The organism is Mycobacterium xenopi, assembly GCF_009936235.1.
GTDB lineage: Bacteria > Actinomycetota > Actinomycetes > Mycobacteriales > Mycobacteriaceae > Mycobacterium > Mycobacterium xenopi.
In genome coordinates, this window is sequence record NZ_AP022314.1 from 4,830,947 (window position 1) to 4,850,221 (window position 19,275).

Genomic DNA, 19,275 nt, shown 5'->3' on the forward strand with positions numbered 1-19,275 from the left:
GTCATCTGGCGCCGCTCCTCCTCATCGCTACGCTCTGCATCGTCGTGGGCGCGGTCATCCGTTCTCCTCAAAGCTCACGCGGTTCGCCGGTGCCCATGTATTTCGACAGCTGGTAGTGCAGGTTGACCGTGCTGCGTTCCATGTAGGGGTTGGGTTTGGTGCCTTTGAAACCCAGCGATTTCATGCCCTGCTGGACTGCGGCCATATTGGAGAAGTCCTGCGGGAACACAGTGCGCCAGCTCGGGTCTTCGGGCGGGAGGTATTCCCACTCTGTGTGTGGCTCTTGCCCTTCCGGGTAGAGCTCATAGCATGAGGCCTCGAAGATGCACTTGTTCGGGTCGTAGCCGTGGGGCCGGGCACTGTAACACAGCGCGGTGGTCAAGCCCTGACCGATCTGGAAATTGGGAAAGATCTGCCAGGCTGTGCCGCTGGCCGCAAGGTGTTCGGGGTCGATGGTGGGCCAGAGCACCCCGCGGGCAGCGTCGTCGCGGCGTGCAGAAGACAGCCAATGTTCGAGCACCTGGTCTGCCGGGGTGCCCTCCGGAAGTTCGTCGACCAGTCTGCGCGCGGCCTCCACCAACGTTTTGGTGGTGGTGGCGTTGGTTTCTTCCAGGGTATAGACCTGCATCTGCGCGGTGGAGATGCGCGGGTCGGCGCCAGTCCCGAGTCTTATCTTGGATTTGGTTTTTTCCAGATCCTTAGGGGCGTCATACCCAATGTTGCTGTGCCGGCCCTGGACCTTGGCCCAGCCGCGAAAGCTGCCGAACTTGTTGAACTGCGGGTGTGTCGTGGCGACATGGTAGGTCTCGTTGAAGGCCTCCATGGCCACTTTCCAGTTGCAGTCGAAATGTAGCCATTTGCGCCACTTGCAACGCATTTTGTCAAGCTGGAACGGGTCGAGCATGGTCGCGGCCGGCTCAAGGTAATCACGCAAAGGCTCGCAGTTCGGGTCCATGTTGATCCATACCCAGCCGCCCCAGGTGTCGACGTTAACCGGTGCTAGGTGGGTGTTCTCCGCTGTCAGCGCGCCGCGCCAATCTTGCTTTTCGGGCACATGAACGCAGGAGCCCTCCAGGTCGTATGTCCACCCGTGAAAACCACATACGAACGACTTCTTGCGCCCACAAGCACTTTTCGCGCCGTCCGGGATGTCGATGAGCCGACGGCCTCGGTGCATGCACACGTTATGGTGAGCCTGGAACGTGTTTGGCCCGGTGCGCACCACCACCACGGAATCATCGAGAATGTCGTAGGTCAGGTAGCTGCCCACGTGGGGAAGGTCTTCGACCCGGCCGACCTGCTGCCACACTTTGCGCCACAGCTTGTCACGTTCAGCGCGCGCGTAGTCCTCTGACAGGTAGGCGTCGACGCCGATCGTCATCGGTGCGGAAAGCTCTTCGGCTGATTGAACTTTGGAGTCGGTCATTGCATGCTCCTTAGCGCCGCCCGGAACGAGTCGTCCTTGAGAAACAACGACGTGTTGTCCGCGTCTAAGTGGGACCACCTGAGGTCGAGGCCGCCGTCGACCAGCAGGGTCTGGCCGGTGATGTAACTGGAAAGCTCCGACAACAAAAACAGGATCGCCCCGGCGATCTCCTCCGGGCGCCCCCGTCGTCCCATCGCGATGGCGCGGCGGTCACGCTCCGGGTCGTGGTCGACATACGTGCCGGAGGCCGGTGTCGCGGTGATCCCCGGCGCGACCGCGTTTACCCGGATGTTGTCCAGCGCGAGCTCGAGGGCCATGGTGCGCGTCATCGCCGCCACCGCCGCCTTGGCAGTCCCGTAGGCAATGTGAAACGGCGCGGTGTTCATGCCGCTGATCGAGGACAATGACACGATCGCGCCGGGCTTTCCGTGCTTTTTCAGCTCCGCGGCAACCGCCCGGCTCATGAAGAACGCGGTCTCGAGGTTTGCGGTGAACAAGTCCCGCCACTCGCGTCGGGCCACTCGGGTAGCGGGCATCCAGGTTGACGGCGCCGCGCCACCAGCGATGTTGACGAGCCCATAGAGTTCGCCCGCGGCGCCTCGGGCGCGGTCGATGACGGTATCGATGCCCTCGTCGGTCGACGCGTCGGCGGGCACTGGTATGACCGGAAGACCCTGGCGGGCCAGCGGCGTTATGTGCTCGTCGAGGTTCTCCTTGGACCGGCTCACCGCGATCACGGTGGCGCCCGCCCGGGCCGCCATCGACGTCACCGTGGTGCCGATGCCGCCGCCACCGGCGCCCGACACCACCACCACGCGGCCGTCCAACTTCAACAGATCAACAATCACTACAATTGTCCGGACAAGATATGTTACTCTCCATTTAGTAGAACACTATTCCGCTCAAGCTAAAGCCGAGTCAAGTGCCGGTCGCGCCAATGCGTGAATAGTTGTCTGGACTAGCTGCAACCGATAAAGCAGTGGTGCAACGCGGACGGAAGGGTTCTGTAACGCCATGACCACGTCACCAGCAACGGGCCGCTACACCTCGGTACGCCCACTGCAGTTGGCCGAAGGGTGGCAACTCGAGCGGGTCACCGCGCCCAGCCGGCTCTTCGGCGCCAACGGCTTGCGCACTGGCCCGGACGATCGGATTTATATCGCGCAGGTGACGGGCAGCCAGATCAGCGCGTTGAATCTGCGGACCGGGCAGTTGGACACCGTGAGCGCCAAGGGTGGTGACGTCGTCGCACCCGACGACGTCGCCTTCGACCCCAGCGGCAACCTGTACGCCACCGAGGTGATGGACGGCAGGGTGAGCGTGCTGGAGCCCGGTAAGCGACCGCGGGTGCTGCGGGATGACGTCCCGGCCGCCAACGGCATCACGTTTCATCGGGGACGGTTGTTTATCAGCGAGTGCCGCGTCGGCGGGCGCATCCTCGAAATGGACCTGGGCGGCGGCAAGCCGCGCGTGCTGCTGGAGAATGTGCCGCTGCCCAACGCGATGGAAGTCGGCCCGGACGGCCTGCTGTATTTCCCGGTGATGGGTGCGAACGAGATCTGGCGCGTCGGTTTGGACGGTGGTGAACCGCACTGCGTTGCAGCCGATCTCGGCGTCCCGGATGCGGTCAAGTTCGATTCCGAAGGTTTCATCGTCTCCACCCAGGTGGCCAGTGGACAGGTGTTGCGCATCGACCCCCGCAGCGGTGAGCGAACCGTCCTGGCCACGCTTAGCCCCGGGCTGGACAACCTGACCTTCGCCGGTGGTCGGCTGTTGGTGTCCAACTTCACCGGCGAACTCACCGAGATTCGGGCCGGGGGCGAGACCGCCACGCTGTTGCCGGGCGGCCTGAACTGGCCGCTGGATCTGGCGGTAGGTGACGACGGCAACCTCTACATCGCCGACGGCACCGTCTTTTATGTGCTCGATCCAGGTGGGAAGTTGCGGACCGTCGGGATGCTCTTCTCCCCCGGCTATCCCGGGTTTGTGCGTGGTGTGGCACCGTCGGGTGGCGGGCAGTTCGTGGTGACGACGTCGGGCGGTCAGGTTGCGCGCTACCGGCCGGCGGCCAGCGAAAGTGAGGTGCTGGTAGACGGATTCGACCAGCTCTACGGTGTGGCCGTCGCGTCGTCTGGTGTCGTGTTCGCCGAGCTGGGCACCGGGCGGGTGCTCTTACTGCGCGCGGGCGGCGTCGAGACGCTGGCGTCCGGGCTGTGTGACCCGGTGGGCGTGGCGATCGCCGCCGACGGCTCAGCTCTGGTCGCCGAATCCGGCGCCGGGCGAATAGTCCGGTTGAGCGGCTCACATCCGGAGCCGGTTGTCGACGGATTGGGCTGTCCCCAAGGCATTCTGGTCATCGGTCAGCGGCTCTATGTCGTCGACGCCGACGCCAAGGAGTTGCTCGAGTTCGATCTGGACACCCGGGCGCGGCGCACGATTGCCGCGGGCTTGCCGGTCGGTGCCCCGCCCGGTGTGGTGCCCAAACCGCTCAAGGGCTTGCCGCCGTTCTCCGGCCCCCAGGGCCCGTTCGCGGGCATCACGGCCGCACCGGACGGCACCCTGTTCGTCTCCGCCGACGCGGAGGGCAGCGTCCTCGCGTTACGCCCAACTGCTGGGGGGGACCGCCGATGACCGTCAGCCCCACCGATCACCGCTACCTTCAGGTCGCGCGTACGCTGCGCAAGGAGATCGTCGACGGGGTCTATCCCGTGGGCTCCCAGCTGCCCACCGAACACGAACTGTGCCAGCGGTTTAGCGTTAGCCGCTATACGGTGCGGGAAGCGTTGCGCCGGCTCAGGGAAGACAACCTCGTCGTGTCGCGGCCCCGGGCGGGGACCATGGTCGTTCCCCGGCCTGCGTCGAATTCGTATGCCCAGGACGTGAAGTCGATCAATGACCTGCTCGCCTTCGCGACCGGCACCCACTTCGCCATCGACTCGACCGCAATGGTGACCGTCGACGACGGTCTTGCCGCGCGCAACGGGTTGCCGGTCGGCACTCAGTGGCTGGCCATCCGCGGGTACCGGCAAGCCGAGGAAACCTCGGCGCCGATTTGCCGCACCGAGTACTACATCAACCGCGCCTTCGCCGCGGTCGGTAGGCTGCTGCAACGCCACACCGGGCCGGCTTTCCCGCTGATCGAGGACTTGTTCGGGGTGAGTATCGTCGAGGTGCATCAGGAGATCGGCGCGGTGGTGCTCTGCCGCGAGTTGGCGGACGGCCTCGAGGTCGAGCCGGGGACCGCGGGGCTGGAGATCCGCCGCACCTACAAGACATCGGACGGTGAGGTCGCCCAGGTGACGATCAACACGCATCCGTCGTCGCGGTTCCGGCATTCGATGATCATGCGTCGGGTCAAAGACTAGGCCGTCGGTGAAAGTTCGTTTCGACGAGCACACCGCTGCCGGCGCTTATGCCCGCGGGTGGTGGGTCAAGACCACGTTGGCTGACGCGCTGCGCGAGGCCGCACGGCAGACTCCGCAGCGCCTGGCGGTGGTCGACGACAATCGCCGATTGGATTGCCAAAGTCTGTTTGAGCAAGCCGCGGCGCTGGCGCAGGCCCTGCTGGCGCGCATGCCGACTGGCAGTGTGGTGTCGTTCATGCTGCCTAATTGGCATGAAGCCGTGGTCATCTACCTTGCGGCCACCCTGGCCGGGATGGTGGTGAACCCGATCCTGCCGTCGCTGCGGGATCGCGAGCTGCAGTTCATCCTCTCCGACGCGGGCAGTCGGATGATCTTCGTGCCATCCAGCTTCGGCCGCCACGACTACGTGTCCATGCTCAGCCGAGTCTTGGCTGAGCTAAACACACGCCCCGAGGTTGTCGTGTTGCGCGGTGATCCCGGCGGTCACACCGCCTACCGATCGCTGATCGAAGAGCGGCCGCCGGCGCACGAATTGCCGAAGGTCAACGCCGACGCCGTGCGCATGATCCTCTACACATCGGGTACTACCGGCCGCCCGAAGGGTGTGCTCCATAGCCATAACTCGCTTCACGCGTTAATCTGCCAGATCCGGGAACACTGGATGGTTGAGCCAGGTGACCGGTTCCTGGTCCCGTCCCCGATCGCTCACATCGGCGGGTCGATTTATGCGTTCGAATGCCCGCTTCTGCTCGGAACGGCCGCGGTGCTGATGGACCGGTGGGACCCCGAAGCTGCGGTACGACTCATGCGCACCGAGCGCTGCACCCATGTCGCCGGGGCGACACCGTTTCTGGAACAGCTGCTCGACGCGGCGCGGCGGGCCGGAACTCGGCTTCCCGACCTGAAGCTGTTCGTCTGCGGCGGCGCGTCGGTGCCGCCGTCTTTGATCCGCAGCGCTGCAGCATATTTCGAGCGGGCCGTCGTCATCCGGGTCTACGGCTCAACTGAGGTCCCGGTCACCACGATTGGCGCGCCGAACGACCCCGACCGCGCCGCCGACACCGATGGGCGTCCCGGCTTCGCCGCGGTCAAGATCTCCGCCGCAGACGATGCATCGACCAGCGGCGGCGAAATCCTCGTCCGCGGACCCCAGATGCTGGTCGGCTACGCCCATCCTGAGGACGAAGTCGACTCGTTCGATGCCGACGGGTATTTCCGCACCGGAGACCTCGGCCGCTGGGTCGACGGCCAGTACCTAGTCGTCACCGGCCGCGCAAAGGACATCATTATCCGCAAGGGCGAAAACATTTCACCGAAGGAGATCGAGGACATTCTTATCGGGCACCCGGATATCGCCGAGATCGCCATCGTCGGCCTGCCTGATGAGTCGAGCGGTGAGCGGGCCTGCGCGGTGATCGTGCCCGCCGCCGCGTCAGCTCCCGATGTCGCCAGCGTGCGTGACTTTTTGCTATCACACGGCGTGGCCAAGTTCAAAGTCCCTGAGCAGGTGGTGATCTGGGATGCGTTGCCGAAGAACGACGCAGGAAAAGTATTGAAACATCGGATCAGAGCGGCGCTCATGAAGGCGGATAGATGACATGCAGGTAGCGATCGTCACCGGCGCAAGCGGTGCTATCGGCTTTGGTTGCGCAGCAAAACTTGCCGCGGCTGGCATGGCCGTGCTGGGAACCGGGCGGAATCAGGGCCGCCTCAGCGAGCTTGAGCGGGCCGTCGGCGATCCTGAACGTGTCGGCACATTGGCCGTCGATCTCACCGGCGCCGAGGCGCCTCGACGGATCGTCGACGCCGCCGTCGCACGCTGGGGTCACGTCGACTTCCTGATCAACAATGCGGGAGTGGGCAGCCCGAAACCGCTGCACGAAACCGACGACGAATCCCTGGACCACTTCCTCGGCTTGATGCTGCGGGCGCCGTTTCGGTTGGCGCGGGATGTGTTGCCGCACATGCATCCTGGCTCCGCGATCATCAACATCACCTCGACGTTCGCCGTGGTGGGGGGGTTGCGCGGGGGTGCCTACTCTGCGGCCAAGGGCGGCCTGACGGCGCTGACCACCCACATCGCCTGCCAATACGGTTCACGTGGCATCCGGTGTAACGCCGTGGCGCCCGGCGTGATCGAGACGCCGATGACCGAAACCCGGCTGCAGGATGAGCGTTTCCGTCGGCTCAACATCGAGATGACCCCCCATCAGCGGCTGGGCACGGTCGACGACGTGGCGAGCGCCGTGGCGTTCCTGTGTTCGCCCGAAGGCAGTTTCATCAATGGGCAAACTATCGTCGTCGACGGCGGCTGGAGTTCCACCAGATATCTGTCTGACTTTGCGCTGACGTCGCGGTGGACTGTCCGATGAATCTGTTCACGCTGCTAGAACAGGCCGCGCATCGCTTTCCCGAACGCGGCGCGGTATACCATGGCGAGCGCCTGTTTTGCACCTGGGGCGAGCTGCGTGAACGCTCGCTGCGATTGGCCGGCTCCATTCGGCAGCGCTGCCCGGCGGCCGCGCGGATCGGGATTGCCAGCGAAAACCGCCCGGAAATCGTTGAACTGCTGTTCGCTATTTGGGCGGCCGAATGCGTAGCGGTCCCGATTAATTACAAGCTGCACCCACGTGAAATGGCGCAGATTTTCGGCGACGCCGGCGTGGCCCAGGTTTTCGCATCCGCGACGGTGGCTGCCAACCTTGCTTCGGGCGCAGCTTTTCCGATCGAAGAGATTGGGGGGCCAGCGTATCTGCAGCAGATCGCCGGTCCGCCTGTTACACCGCCGTGCACCGATCCTTCGGCTCTGGCGTGGCTGTTCTATACCAGCGGTACAACCGGCCGGGCCAAAGGCGCCATGCTCACCCATCGCAACCTGACGGCGATGACGCTTGCCCACCTCGCCGACATCGACGCACCCGACGAAGGATGCAGCCTGGTGCATGCCGCGCCGATGTCGCACGGCTCCGGACTCTACATCCCCGCCTATGTGCTACGCGGCGCCCGCCAGGTGGTGCCGGCGTCCTGCAGATTCGACCCCGGCGAGTTTCTCGACCTCTGCGACCACCATCCCGGCTGCAGCGCCTTCTTGGCGCCGACGATGGTGCAGCGGCTCGTCGAAACCGGCCGCGAACGCCCGCGGCATCTGCGGACGATCATCTATGGCGGTGGCCCGATGTACCTGCAGAACATCAAGAAGGCGCTGGCCGCATTCGGTCCGGTATTCGCCCAGATCTATGGCCAGGGTGAGGCCCCGATGACCATCACCGGGCTGCGCCGCGTCGACCACGAGACGGCCGACGACGCAATCCTGCGTTCGGTAGGCTACCCGCGCTCGGGTGTGGAAGTCGCGGTGCTGCGCGATGACGGTACCCCGGCGGCCGTCGGCGAAATTGGTGAGATCGTTTGCCGCGGCGACGTTGTCATGTGCGGCTATTGGAATGACGCGGCGGCCACCCGCGAGACGTTGCAGAACGGCCGGCTACGCACCGGTGACGTCGGTTCCATCGACGAGCGCGGCTACCTGACACTGCGTGACCGCAGCAAAGACGTCGTGATCAGTGGTGGCAGCAACATCTATCCCCGGGAAGTCGAGGAGGCGCTGCTCGAGCACCCTGGTGTGTTGGAGGCGTCCGTGGTCGGGGTGCCCGACGCCGAGTGGGGCGAGATCGTCGTGGCATTCATCGTGGGCACAACCGAACCCGAGGAACTAGATACGCATCTGCTGCAGCGCATCGCTCGGTTCAAGCGCCCGAAGCGGTACGTGATTGTCGAGGAGTTGCCGAAGAACAGCTACGGCAAGGTGCTCAAACGTGAGCTGCGCCGCCAGTTGGTGTGACGCCTGAGTCACGGCTGTGATTGGAAGTGCCGGCAGATGGCCGACAGCATCGTGATGTGCGCGTCGAGCGCTTGGCGGACGGTGAGCGCGGCCAGCGGACGGGGAGCTGTGATGCACAGGCGCTCGACGACCCGGGTGCCAGCGTCGATCTGCTCGAATGCCACGGTCGCGTGCAGCCTGACGCCGGGGAATTGCCGTGCTTCGGTGATCAGTTCGCCGTGTGTCGGCACGCAAATCCTAGCGCGGTAGCGGGTCCGAATTACCAGTCTACCCAATGAGATTCGATCTGTGATGCGGTAGCTCTGGGTGTACCCGGCTGTAGTTTCGTGGCGCGCCGCCGGATGCACGGCGACGATCAGCGGATGCACGAGCTTCATGTTTTGCAGGTCCGCGTAGAAATCACGCACCTGGTCGGGCACCGCCGGCACCTGTTGCGACAGCGTGTGTTCGGTTTTTCTGATGCACCAGCTCATCGGCGGTTGCGTGCAAGCGCGTCGACAAAAGCGGTGATGCGGCTGCGGGTTTCGTCCGTCAGCCAGTCGGCCCTCGCCTGCGCGTCCATGTCCGCACCAGCCTTGATCGCCGCATGAACCGGCCGATGCAACTGATCCTTCGTGGCCGCGTACGCGGTCGGTGAGTGCTCGCCGAGTTCGCGCGCGATCGCAACGGCGCGTGGGATCAGCTCGTCCTGCTCGACCACCTCGTCGATCCATCCCTGCGCCGAGGCTTCGTGCACACCAAGCGTCTTGGCTTGCAACGTCGCTCGGGTGATCGAGGCCCCCATCGCATAGCGGCATATCTCAAGGGCGGTCACCGGGAACGGTACACCCACGGCAAGTTCGGTCAGGCCAATGGTGCCGGTGGACATGACTCGGGTGTCGGCAGCCATGGCGAAGACACACCCGCCTGCAATGGCGTGCCCGTTGACCGCGGCGATTACCGGTGCGGGATGGTCGAAGACAGCGAGGAAAGCCGCCGAGAGCGCCGTGATGAAGTCGTCGGTGTACTCGCGTCCTCCGCCGAGGATCGCCCGCAGGTCGACACCAGCCGAAAAACACTTGCCCGCGCCGGTAAGAACAACCGGGCCCTCGATACCGCGCATTGTCGCGACCACGGCGTCGAGCAAGGCGAGATCAAGAGCATTCACTTGAGGGTGGTCCAATCGGGCTATCGTCACGCCGTCGAGCGCTTCTACGTTCATCGTGGATCCGCCTTGCGCCATATCCATGTCCTTTCCAAGCGCGCCTCGAGGACCGCCAGTGACAAGCCAGGGTCACCAAATCGCGCCCGCTGCCGCCGTGAATTGTGTCTCGTCGCAGCGGGCGATCGCGGCGATGATGCTGCCGATGCCGACGAAGATCAACCTCCTCGATCGTGGGCGACGAACCCTGGTTCTCGCCCTGACTGGACGCTAGCTGCGTGCTGAGTGGGCCGACAGCAGAATCGTTACCGCCCGGGCTTACCTTTCGGCGCGCCCGCCTGCAATAGCCTGATGCTTTGTTGGTTGCGGGGATGACCATGGTGGCCCCGTGCGTGGTGCAGCCGAGGTTGCCCAACACCATGCCGAAGCAATGGTAGAAGGGCACTGGTATGCACAGCCGGTCATCTGGGCCAAGATTCAGCAATTCAGTGGCAAAGAAGCCGTTGTTGAGGATGTTGCGATGCGACAGCGTGGCGCCCTTGGGGAATCCGGTGGTTCCCGAGGTGTACTGGATGTTGATCGGGTCGGTGTTGGCTAAAGCCGCCGATCGTGTCTTCAGCTCCCTGTCCGGGACGGATATCCCGCGGTCGCGCAGGGCGTCCCAGTCGTCGTTGTCAAGGAAGACAATGTCTTTGAGCTCGGGGCAGCCAGGACTCACCTCGCAGATCATGCTGCGGTAGTTCGAGGTCTTGAAGTTCGTCAGGCCGATCAGCGTGCGGACGCCGGACTGATTCAGCGCATAGGCGAGTTCGTGTGTGCGGTAGGCAGGGTTGATGTTGACCAGGATCGCACCGATTTTCGCAGTGGCGTACTGCACGATGGTCCATTGAGCGCAGTTCGGCGCCCAGATGGCGACGCGTTCACCTTTGGCGATCCCGAGGGATATCAAAGCCCTTGCAATTAAATCGATCGCGCTGTTCAGCTGGCCGTAGGTCCACCGCCGGTTGGCGGCGACATCGACCAGCGCCTCGGCATCGGGGTTGCTCGCGACCGTGCGTTCGAAATTCGCTCCGATCGTCTCCTCGAGAATCGGAGGCGTGGTCGGTCCAACGTCGTAGGACTGCACCAGTTAGCCCACCAGATCCTCGTATCGGTATTCCGTGGTGATCGGCGTTCCGGCGCGGTGTGCGGTCTCTTCGCGGCGCCGCAGTTCCACCCGACGGATTTTGCCCGAAATCGTCTTCGGTAGTTCGCAGAACTCGACGCGTCGCACCCTCAGATACGGCGGGACGCGGTCGCGCACGTGCTCCATGATCGCTCGTGCGGTGTCCGCGTTGGCGTTCCAGTCGGCGGCCAGCAAGATGTAGGCCTTCGGAATCGACAGCCGCGTGTAGTCGGGCTGGGGCACCACGGCCGCCTCAACAACCGCGGGATGTTCGACGAGAACGCTCTCCAGTTCAAACGGCGACACCTTGTAGTCGGACGACTTGAACACGTCGTCGCTGCGGCCGATGTAGGTGATGTCGCCGCCGGCGTCGCGCCGCGCGACATCGCCGGTGCGGTAGTAGCGGCCCGCGGTTGCGGGTTGGTCGTCGCCGAGGTAGCCGGTCATCAGGTTGACCGGGTGGGCGCTGAGGTCAAGACAGATTTCGCCCTCGTCGGCAGGTTGCCCGGTGGCCGGGTCGACCAGGACCACGGGCAGACCGGGCAGCGGTCGGCCCATGGACCCCGGCTTGACCGGCCGGCCGGGAAGGTTGCCGATCAACAGCGTCGTTTCCGTCTGCCCGTAGCCGTCGCGGACGGTCAACCCCCACGCTCGTTGCACCCGGGCGATGACGTCGGCGTTGAGTGGCTCGCCGGCGGCCACGATTTCGCGCAGCCGTTCCGGTTTGTCACCGAGGTCGGCCTGAATGAGCATGCGCCACACGGTCGGTGGTGCGCAAAACGTCGTCACCCCGGCGCGACGAATCTGGTCCAGTAACGCGCTTGCGTCAAAGCGGTGGTAGTTGTAGACGAAGATCGTCGCCTCGGCGATCCACGGTGCGAAAAAACAACTCCAAGCATGCTTGGCCCAACCCGGTGGGCTGATCGCCAAGTGCACATCGCCGGGCCGCACACCGATCCAGGCCATCGTCGACAAATGGCCGACCGGGTAGCTGATCTGGGAGTGCTGAACCAGTTTGGGTGTGCTGGTGGTTCCCGACGTGAAATAGATCAGCATCGGATCGTCGACGCTGGTTTGAGCGGTGAAGGGGCCGGGAGCGGCGATGCCTGCGGCGTCGGCGTAGCAGTGCCACCCGTCGACCGGGGCGCCCACCGCGATGCGTCGATAGTCACCCTGGATCTTGGCGAACTTGGCCGTGTCGGCGGCGTTGGCGATGACGAATCTGGCACGGCCGCGGCTGATCCGGTCGGCCAGGTCGACGGGGCCCAGCGCGGCGGTGGTCGGCATGACGACGGCGCCGAGTTTGGCGACGGCCAGCATCGCCTCCCACAGTTCCACCTGGTTGCCCAGCATCAGCAGAACGCGATCACCCTTGCCGACTCCCAGCTGTTGCAGCCACCCCGCGACCCGATCCGAGCGATCGGCCATTTCGGCGAAGCTCAGCCGTCTTTCGCCGCCGCTGTCGTCGACAATCCATAACGCGGTGTGATCGTTGCCGCGCGCGATGACGTCGAACCAGTCGGTGGCCCAGTTGAAAACGCCGGTGATGTGCGGCCACGTCAAGGCGCCGGCGAGCGCCCGGTCACGCGCGGCGCGATAGCGATCGGTGTTGGTCGCCACGCAGATAGCATCCACCCGGGTGCGGAGATTCGGCAGCGGGTTGGGCCGACTCTCGCGCGAGGCACATACGAGAATGTGCACCATGTGGCTCGATGTCAGCGCGGCGGTTGGCGAGCCGGCGTCGCTGGCCGCGACCTACTACCCAGCCAGTACGCCCGACCCGATCGTGTTGGTGTGCCTGCCCGGCGGGACGTACAACTGCGCCTACTGGCATCTGGACGTGCGGGTCCCTGCGGATACAAATTAGCCGAGTACGCCGTGGAACACGGCCATGCGGTGGTGGCTGTGGCGGCAGCTGCTGGCGTGGGCCGAGCAGGTTGGGCGCGCGGAACATGGGTAGGCTGCAGATGTGGAAGCAGCTCGACGGCGCGGCTTCAATGACACGGTCACTCGGTTCTGGAGTTTCGCGGCCCCCGCCTACAACTTCCCGACTCTCCAGCGCTGGGTCTATCGCCCGGCCCACGACGAGGTAATCGAGCAGCTGCGCGCCCACGGGTCTAGCCGAATAGCGGATGTTGGCTGCGGCACAGGTGTTTTCGCGGACCGGATCCAGCGCGAGCTCGAACCAGACGAGGTGTACGGGGTCGACATGTCCGACGGGATGCTGGCCCAGGCCCGGGCACGGTCTGATCGGGTCCAGTGGCTCAAGGGCCCGGCAGAGCATCTTCCGTTCGATGACGCTGCGCTCGATGCCGTGGTGACGACGTCGGCGTTTCACTTCTTCGACCAGCCGGCGGCGCTTCGCGAGTTCCACCGCGTGCTGGCACCCGCCGGGCTGGTGGCGGTCGCGGCGCTCAGCGCGCGTCAACCTCGCCTGCAGGCCCCCTCGGCCAGCCGGTGGAAACCGGCGCATCACCCGTCGCCGGCCGAGATGCGCGCGCTGTTCGAAGACGCCGGCTTCACCATCACCGAACAACACCGGGTCCATCGGCCCGTTTGGACGAAAATCGTGTCCGATCTGCTCACCGTCGGGATCAAGAGCTAGCCCGCTGGCCGTCGACCGAGCCGGGGAGACGATGTGTAGATTCTGCGCACAACAGGTCAGGAGGGCGACGTGGGTGATCCGAGCCAAAGCAGCGGCGTGGTGGAACGCTATTTAGCGTGCCTGGGCAGCCAGGATTGGGATGGTCTGGCCACCACCATCGCGGACCGGGGTCTGGTCCGCGACGGCCCGTTCTGCGACATGGTCGAAGGCAAAGAAGCCTACCTCGGCTTCCTGCGCGGCGTTTTCTCCGGACTCCACGGCTATCAGTTGCATGTGCATCGGATTTCTCATGCCTCCGAACGTCTTTCATTCGTCGAGCTGACGGAGACGTTCGACATCAACGGCATGCCAACCGAATACCCGGAATGCCTCGTCTTCGAGCAAGACGGCGACGGCCTGATCTCATACGTCAGCGTTTTCATCAAGCGGCCCGGAGGGGAGCCACGCGTCGAGGGCGGTCGCGCGGGCCAACGTCAGCGCGGCACGGCGTAATACTCGTCATGGCGCCGCACCCAGGCGACCGCTACGGACGGGTCGTCGTCCTTGCGTCTGCGGGGAGCGCGGTCCAGCACTCGGTAGGCCGCGTGGAACGCGTCGAGTCCGCGGGCATAGCAACGTGCCTGCACAGGAAGACTTCACGGCGCAGACGATCTCAACGTGAACGGCGGCGCCCATCAGTGGCTAGAACCGATTTCCGACGCGTTGACCCCGAAACAGCTGTCACGGCAAGGAAAAGCATTCGGCTGGCTGTCCTCACCGCCATGCAAGAGCTTCCGGCGCGGCAGCGCGGTGTTGATCCCAAGCTGTTTGCCGCATTCGGCCTGCCGCCAACCCGCTGAGCCGTTGAGCGACGGCAGCGATCCCGTTTACCAGGCAACTTTGCGGTCGGTGTTAGGTAATAGTCGTATGTCTTGGCCGCGGCAGACGTGAAGGGTAACGCGATGAGGGTTCCGGGTGTGGCCACCGTTGTCGGTGGCGTGGCCGATGGCGCGGTGCGGGTGGTGCGAGCCGGCGTGCAGACCGCGGCCGGTGCCGCGGGTGCGGCGCAGTTGCTGACCGCCCCGGTGGTGCGATCGGCCGGACGCGTCGTCGGGACAGCGAGCAACTCGCACCGCGCGGCCGCACCGTCGGTGCGTTGGCATACCGAACGACGCCTGCATGTCGACCTGGATCCGCTGCTGCCTTTTCCGCGCTGGCATCAGCATGCGGAAGCGGTAGAGCGGGTGGCCCGCAAGGTTCCGGGCGTGTCGTCGGCCCATGTCGAGCGTGCCCTGGGTCGGCTGGTGGTCGAGCATGAGGAATCCGTCGACGGCGACACGATGACGAACGCGGTGCGTGATGCGGTGACATCCATCGCGGTCGACGGCATTGACCACGAGCCGGCGCCTCGGATAGCGCCCTTCGCCGACCCCGGAGATCCCGCGGCGATGCTGGTGCCGTTGACCGCTGCGGCCCTCGACGTGGTCGCGGTCGGCGCCGCGGTGGCGGCTGGCTGAGCCGGCTGCCGGCCGCGCCGCGAACCGCCCGCGCCGCCGTCGCCGTCCTCAACCAACCCCGGGTGCGGTCGGTCCTGGAGTCGCGGCTGGGCCGGGCGAGTACCGAGATCGCGCTCAGCGCCTCCTCCGCCGCGGTGCATGGGCTTGCGCATTCGTTCGGCACACCATTGTTGGACTTGGCGCATCGAGGTTTTCAAATCTCCGAAGCCGCGGCCCATCGCCGAACCTGGGGGCAGCGCGAACCCGAGATGGCCTCACCGCAGCGTCCACAGGCACCGGTGGTTCCCGTCATCTCGTCGATCGGCGCCGGCCCGCAGCCATCCGGCTCCCCACAGCCCGACGGTGAGCCCTCACACGTCGTGGTCGACGGGGCCGTCGACGCGGCGATTGACACCGCCAAGGGCGCAATGCCCGGCCCGGTCGAGCAATACCTGGAACAAGCGGCCAACGGTTCGTTGGTGGCCGCCGCGGGCACGTTGCTGGCGGCGGCGGATCCGAGGCCGTCGCCGACGCGATCTTGGCTGCGATACCCAAAGCAGCTGTCTACGGCCGGGAAGCCTTCGCCGCGGTGTTGGGCCGCGGGCTGGCCGAAAGCGGGCAACTGGTGCTCGACCGGGGCGCGCTGCGCCGCCTCGACCGGATTCAGGTCATCGTCATCGACGGCGCGGCACTGCGCGGCGACGCGCGGGCGGTGCTGCGAGCCACAGGCGGCGCCCCGGGTGGGACGACGACCGGGTCTACGAAGTCGCCGACGCGCTCCTGCACGGCGAACAGGCGCCCGAGCCCGATCCCGACGAGCTACCCGCCACCGGCGCACGCCTGCAATGGCTTCCACCGCAGGGCCCGGCGGCCACCCCGGCCGAAGGCCTGGAGCGCGCCGACCTGGTGGTCGACGGCAAACACGTGGGCAGCGTCGAAGTGGGCTGGGAGGTCGACCCGTTCGCGATCCCGTTGCTGCAAACCGCGCACCGCACCGGGGCCCGGGTGGTTTTGCGGCACGTCGCCGGCACCGACGATCTGGCGGCCAGCGCCGCGGTCGCCCATCCGGCGGGCACCCCGCTGCTGAAGCTGGTTCGCGACCTGCGGGCCGACCGCGGGCCGGTGCTGCTGGTCACCGCGCTGCACCCGGATTTCGCGTCCACCGACACGCTGGCGGCACTGGCTGTCGCCGACGTCGGAGTCGCCCTCGACGACCCGAAAGCGGCCACCCCGTGGACCGCCGACATCATCACCGGCACCGACCTCGCCGCGGTAGTGCGGATCCTGTCGGCGCTTCCCGCCGCCCGGCGCGTGAGCGAGACCGGTGTGCACCTCGCGCAGGGCGGCAGCACACTTGCCGGACTGATCGCCGTCACCGGCCAACCCGGGCAAGCCAACCCGGTGGCGCTGCGACGCTGGCTCAGCCCGGTGAACGCGGCCGCCGCGACCGCCCTGATATCGGGCGCCTGGTCGGCCCGGAAGGTGTTGCGGCTGCCCGAGCCCACCCCGCAACCGCTGACCGCGTGGCACGCCCTGGATCCCGAGATCGTCTACTCTCGGCTGGCCGGTCGGAGGCGACCACTGGCGGCCGAGCCGGGCGTGTCGTCATGGCAACGCTTCCTCACCGACCTATCCGACAGCCCGCCGCTGGCGCCGCTGCGCGAGCCGGCCCGTGCCGCGGGCCGGTTACTGGCCGCGACCCGGGCTGAGCTTCGTGATCCGCTGACCCCGATCTTGGCGGTGGGCGCCGCGGCGTCGGCCGTTGTGGGCAGCAATGTCGATGCGCTGCTGGTCGCCGGGGTGATGACCGCCAACGCGCTAGTCGGTGGGGTGCAGCGGTTACGCGCGGAGCGTGCGGCCGCCGAGCTGTTCGCCGAACAGGAACGCTTCACGCGCCGTGTCGTCGTCCCGGTGATGGCGACGACACGGCGCCGCTTGGACGACGCCCGGCACACCGAACGCATGGTCACGGTGCCCGCCAGTTCGCTGCGGCCCGGCGACATCATCGACCTGGCCGCTCCGGAGGTGGTACCCGCGGATGCGCGGCTACTGGTCGCCGAGGATCTCGAGGTGGACGAATCCCTGCTCACCGGTGAGTCGCTGCCGGTCGACAAGCAGGTGGAGCCCGTCGCCGCCGACGATCCCGATCGGGCCAGCATGCTGTTCGAGGGCAGCACCATCGTCGCCGGGCACGCGCGCGCCATCGTCGTCGCCACCGGGTCGGCGACCGCGGCGCAACGCGCGATCTCCGCGGTTTCCGACGTCGAACCGGCAGCCGGCGTGCAGGCGCGGCTGCGGGAGCTGACCAGCAAGGTGCTTCCGCTGACGCTCGCCGGTGGCGCCGCGGTGACCGGCTTGGCGTTGCTGCGCAGGGCGTCGCTGCGTCAGGCGGTCGCCGACGGCATTGCCATCGCCGTGGCCGCGGTCCCCGAAGGGCTGCCGTTGGTGGCATCGGTCGCCCAGCTGGCCGCCGCACGTCGGTTGTCGCGCCGCGGGGTGCTGGTCCGCGCGCCGCGCACCATCGAAGCGCTGGGCCGCGTCGAAACCGTCTGTTTCGACAAGACCGGCACGCTGACCGAGAACCGCCTGCATGTGGTGTGTGCCGTGCCGGCCACCACCGACCCGACCCGGGCATTCCCCGACTTGGCCGATCCGCAGGCCGCCGAGGTGCTTTTGGCCGCCGCGCGGGCTTGTCCGGAGCCGGAGGATCAGCACGGACACGCGCATGCCACCGACGAAGCGATCATCTCCGCAGCCGGTTCGCTTGGCGGCCAAGCTGATTCGGAGTGGACGGTGATTGCGGAGGTTCCGTTCGAGTCCAGTCGCGGATTCTCGGCCACGATCGGCGCACTGCGGGACGAGGCGCAAGCACCGATGCTGGTGCTCAAGGGCGCACCCGAACAGATCTTGCCGCGCTGCCGGTTTGCCGAGCCCGAGGCCGAGCGCGAGCATGCCGAGTCGGTGGTGCACGGCCTCGCCGAACGCGGCTTGCGGGTGCTGGCGGTGGCGCGGCGCCGCTGGGACGGCGACACCGCCGAGGAGTCCGACACCGACGCCGACGCTGTCGAAGCCGCCGCCCAAGATCTGGAACTGCTCGGCTATGTCGGCCTGGCAGACACCGCTCGACCGTCGGCGCGGCCGCTGATCGAAGCGCTCCAGGATGCCGGGCGACGCGTCGTGCTGATCACCGGAGACCATCCCGTCACCGCCCGGGCCATCGCCCACCAATTGGGCCTGCCGGCCGACGTGCGGGTAGTTACCGGAGCCGAACTCGCCGGGCTCGACGAGGACGCCTGCGCCAAACTGGCCTCCGAGGTCCAGGTTTTCGCCCGCGTCAGCCCGGAACAAAAGGTGCAGATCGTGGCGGCGCTGCGCCGTTGCGAGCAGGTGATCGCGATGGTTGGCGACGGCGCCAACGACGCCGCCGCGATCCGGCTGGCCGATGTCGGTATCGGGGTGAGCGGCCGCGGTTCGTCAGCCGCCCGCGGGTCGGCCGACATCGTGTTGACCGAAGACGACCTCGGTGTGCTGGTTGACGCACTGGTTGAGGGCCGCGGCATGTGGAGCGGCGTGCGCGATGCGCTGACCATTCTGGTGGGCGGCAACGTGGGCGAGGTGATCTTCACCATCGTCGGCACCGCGTTCGGCGCGGGACGCGCACCGATCGGGACGCGCCAACTGCTGTTGGTGAACCTGCTCACCGACATGTTCCCCGCGCTGGCGGTGGCGGTTACCCCGGTATTCCCCGAACCTGAAGACAGCGACGAACAAACCGGTGACGGCCTCGATGAGGCACACCGCGCCTACCAGCGTGCGGTGCTCACCGAGCGGCGCCGTCGCTGGACACGCCGCTGATGCGGCAGATCGTCAGCCGCGGTGTGGTCACCGCCGCCGGCGCCACCGCAGCCTGGGCCATCGGGCGTTGGACACCGGGAACCGAAAGACGCACGGCGACCATGGGATTGACCGCACTGGTCGGTACCCAGTTGACGCAAACCCTGCTGACACGCCGCCACAGCCCGCTGGTGGTGGCCACCGCGCTGGGCAGCGCCGCGGTTTTGGTGGGCATCGTCCAGACCCCGGGCCTTAGCCAGTTCTTCGGGTGCACGCCGCTGGGCCCCGTCGCCTGGACGGGCGTCATCGGCGCGACCGCAGCGGCGACCGCCGTCTCGGCGCTGGCCCCGAACTGGTTGACCAAGACCGTCGACGCGTCGGCGTCCGTGCCAGACATGGCCCCGCGGCTGCGGGTCGTGGAGTAGA

Annotated in this window: 14 protein-coding genes and 2 pseudogenes; 9 read left to right on the forward strand and 7 right to left on the reverse strand. The window is 66.4% G+C overall.

What is annotated here, in order from left to right; all coding sequences use genetic code 11:
* Positions 1–67: 67 nt before the first annotated feature.
* Both MYXE_RS23175 and MYXE_RS23180 read right to left on the reverse strand, forming a co-directional pair.
* A complete protein-coding gene (locus MYXE_RS23175; RefSeq protein ID WP_003921379.1) occupies positions 68–1,426 on the reverse strand; it encodes an aromatic ring-hydroxylating oxygenase subunit alpha in 1,359 nt (452 codons plus the stop codon).
* The gene (locus MYXE_RS23180) at positions 1,423–2,271 is read right to left on the reverse strand and encodes an SDR family NAD(P)-dependent oxidoreductase (protein WP_039890468.1); all 849 of its coding nucleotides are present in this window, start codon (positions 2,269–2,271) and stop codon (positions 1,423–1,425) included. Before MYXE_RS23180 ends, MYXE_RS23175 begins: the two co-directional genes overlap by 4 nt.
* Positions 2,272–2,440: 169 nt before the next feature.
* Between MYXE_RS23180 and MYXE_RS23185 the strand changes: the two genes are divergently transcribed.
* From MYXE_RS23185 to MYXE_RS23205, 5 genes are read left to right on the forward strand one after another with little or no spacing between them, the layout of a single operon-like run.
* The gene (locus MYXE_RS23185; protein WP_085194543.1) at positions 2,441–4,057 is read left to right on the forward strand and encodes an SMP-30/gluconolactonase/LRE family protein; all 1,617 of its coding nucleotides are present in this window, start codon (positions 2,441–2,443) and stop codon (positions 4,055–4,057) included.
* The gene (locus tag MYXE_RS23190) at positions 4,054–4,791 is read left to right on the forward strand and encodes a GntR family transcriptional regulator (RefSeq protein ID WP_003921376.1); all 738 of its coding nucleotides are present in this window, start codon (positions 4,054–4,056) and stop codon (positions 4,789–4,791) included. The genes MYXE_RS23185 and MYXE_RS23190 overlap by 4 nt, the downstream gene beginning before the upstream one ends.
* A gap of 7 nt (positions 4,792–4,798) precedes the next feature.
* Positions 4,799–6,388: an AMP-binding protein gene (locus MYXE_RS23195; RefSeq protein WP_085194545.1), complete on the forward strand. Its 1,590-nt coding sequence runs from the start codon at positions 4,799–4,801 to the stop codon at positions 6,386–6,388.
* A gap of 1 nt (position 6,389) precedes the next feature.
* Positions 6,390–7,163 carry an SDR family NAD(P)-dependent oxidoreductase gene (locus tag MYXE_RS23200; RefSeq protein ID WP_085194547.1) on the forward strand — a complete coding sequence of 258 codons (774 nt, stop codon included), beginning with the start codon at positions 6,390–6,392 and terminating at the stop codon, positions 7,161–7,163.
* Entirely contained in the window at positions 7,160–8,629 is a 1,470-nt protein-coding gene (locus MYXE_RS23205; RefSeq protein ID WP_085194549.1) for an AMP-binding protein, read from the forward strand. Before MYXE_RS23200 ends, MYXE_RS23205 begins: the two co-directional genes overlap by 4 nt.
* Positions 8,630–8,637: 8 nt before the next feature.
* Here the strand turns inward: MYXE_RS23205 and MYXE_RS23210 are convergent, their stop codons facing one another.
* The 4 genes and pseudogenes from MYXE_RS23210 to MYXE_RS23225 form a co-directional block, all read right to left on the reverse strand.
* Positions 8,638–9,102 carry an SRPBCC family protein gene (locus tag MYXE_RS23210; RefSeq protein WP_085194552.1) on the reverse strand — a complete coding sequence of 155 codons (465 nt, stop codon included), beginning with the start codon at positions 9,100–9,102 and terminating at the stop codon, positions 8,638–8,640.
* Positions 9,099–9,851: an enoyl-CoA hydratase/isomerase family protein gene (locus MYXE_RS23215; RefSeq protein WP_232061686.1), complete on the reverse strand. Its 753-nt coding sequence runs from the start codon at positions 9,849–9,851 to the stop codon at positions 9,099–9,101. The genes MYXE_RS23210 and MYXE_RS23215 overlap by 4 nt, the downstream gene beginning before the upstream one ends.
* A gap of 283 nt (positions 9,852–10,134) precedes the next feature.
* Positions 10,135–10,896, reverse strand: a pseudogene (locus tag MYXE_RS23220) (AMP-binding protein); the annotation flags it as partial.
* Between the two features lie 3 nt (positions 10,897–10,899).
* Positions 10,900–12,555 carry an AMP-binding protein gene (locus MYXE_RS23225; RefSeq protein WP_085194597.1) on the reverse strand — a complete coding sequence of 552 codons (1,656 nt, stop codon included), beginning with the start codon at positions 12,553–12,555 and terminating at the stop codon, positions 10,900–10,902.
* An 82-nt stretch (positions 12,556–12,637) separates the two neighbouring features.
* Between MYXE_RS23225 and MYXE_RS23230 the strand changes: the two genes are divergently transcribed.
* The 3 genes from MYXE_RS23230 to MYXE_RS23240 all read left to right on the forward strand — a co-directional run bounded on the left by MYXE_RS23230 (position 12,638) and on the right by MYXE_RS23240 (position 14,032).
* Positions 12,638–12,802, forward strand: coding sequence for a hypothetical protein (locus MYXE_RS23230; RefSeq protein WP_003921368.1), 165 nt, complete (start codon positions 12,638–12,640; stop codon positions 12,800–12,802).
* Between the two features lie 102 nt (positions 12,803–12,904).
* Positions 12,905–13,540, forward strand: coding sequence for a class I SAM-dependent methyltransferase (locus MYXE_RS23235; protein ID WP_003921367.1), 636 nt, complete (start codon positions 12,905–12,907; stop codon positions 13,538–13,540).
* A 69-nt stretch (positions 13,541–13,609) separates the two neighbouring features.
* The gene (locus MYXE_RS23240; RefSeq protein WP_085194556.1) at positions 13,610–14,032 is read left to right on the forward strand and encodes a nuclear transport factor 2 family protein; all 423 of its coding nucleotides are present in this window, start codon (positions 13,610–13,612) and stop codon (positions 14,030–14,032) included.
* On the opposite strand, the gene MYXE_RS23245 is transcribed toward MYXE_RS23240, so the two are convergent.
* A complete protein-coding gene (locus MYXE_RS23245; protein WP_003921365.1) occupies positions 14,014–14,166 on the reverse strand; it encodes a DUF899 family protein in 153 nt (50 codons plus the stop codon). The genes MYXE_RS23240 and MYXE_RS23245 overlap by 19 nt on opposite strands.
* Before the next feature lie 315 nt (positions 14,167–14,481).
* Between MYXE_RS23245 and MYXE_RS23250 the strand changes: the two are divergent.
* Positions 14,482–19,274, forward strand: a pseudogene (locus MYXE_RS23250) (HAD-IC family P-type ATPase).
* The last annotated feature ends 1 nt before the right edge of the window (position 19,275 follow it).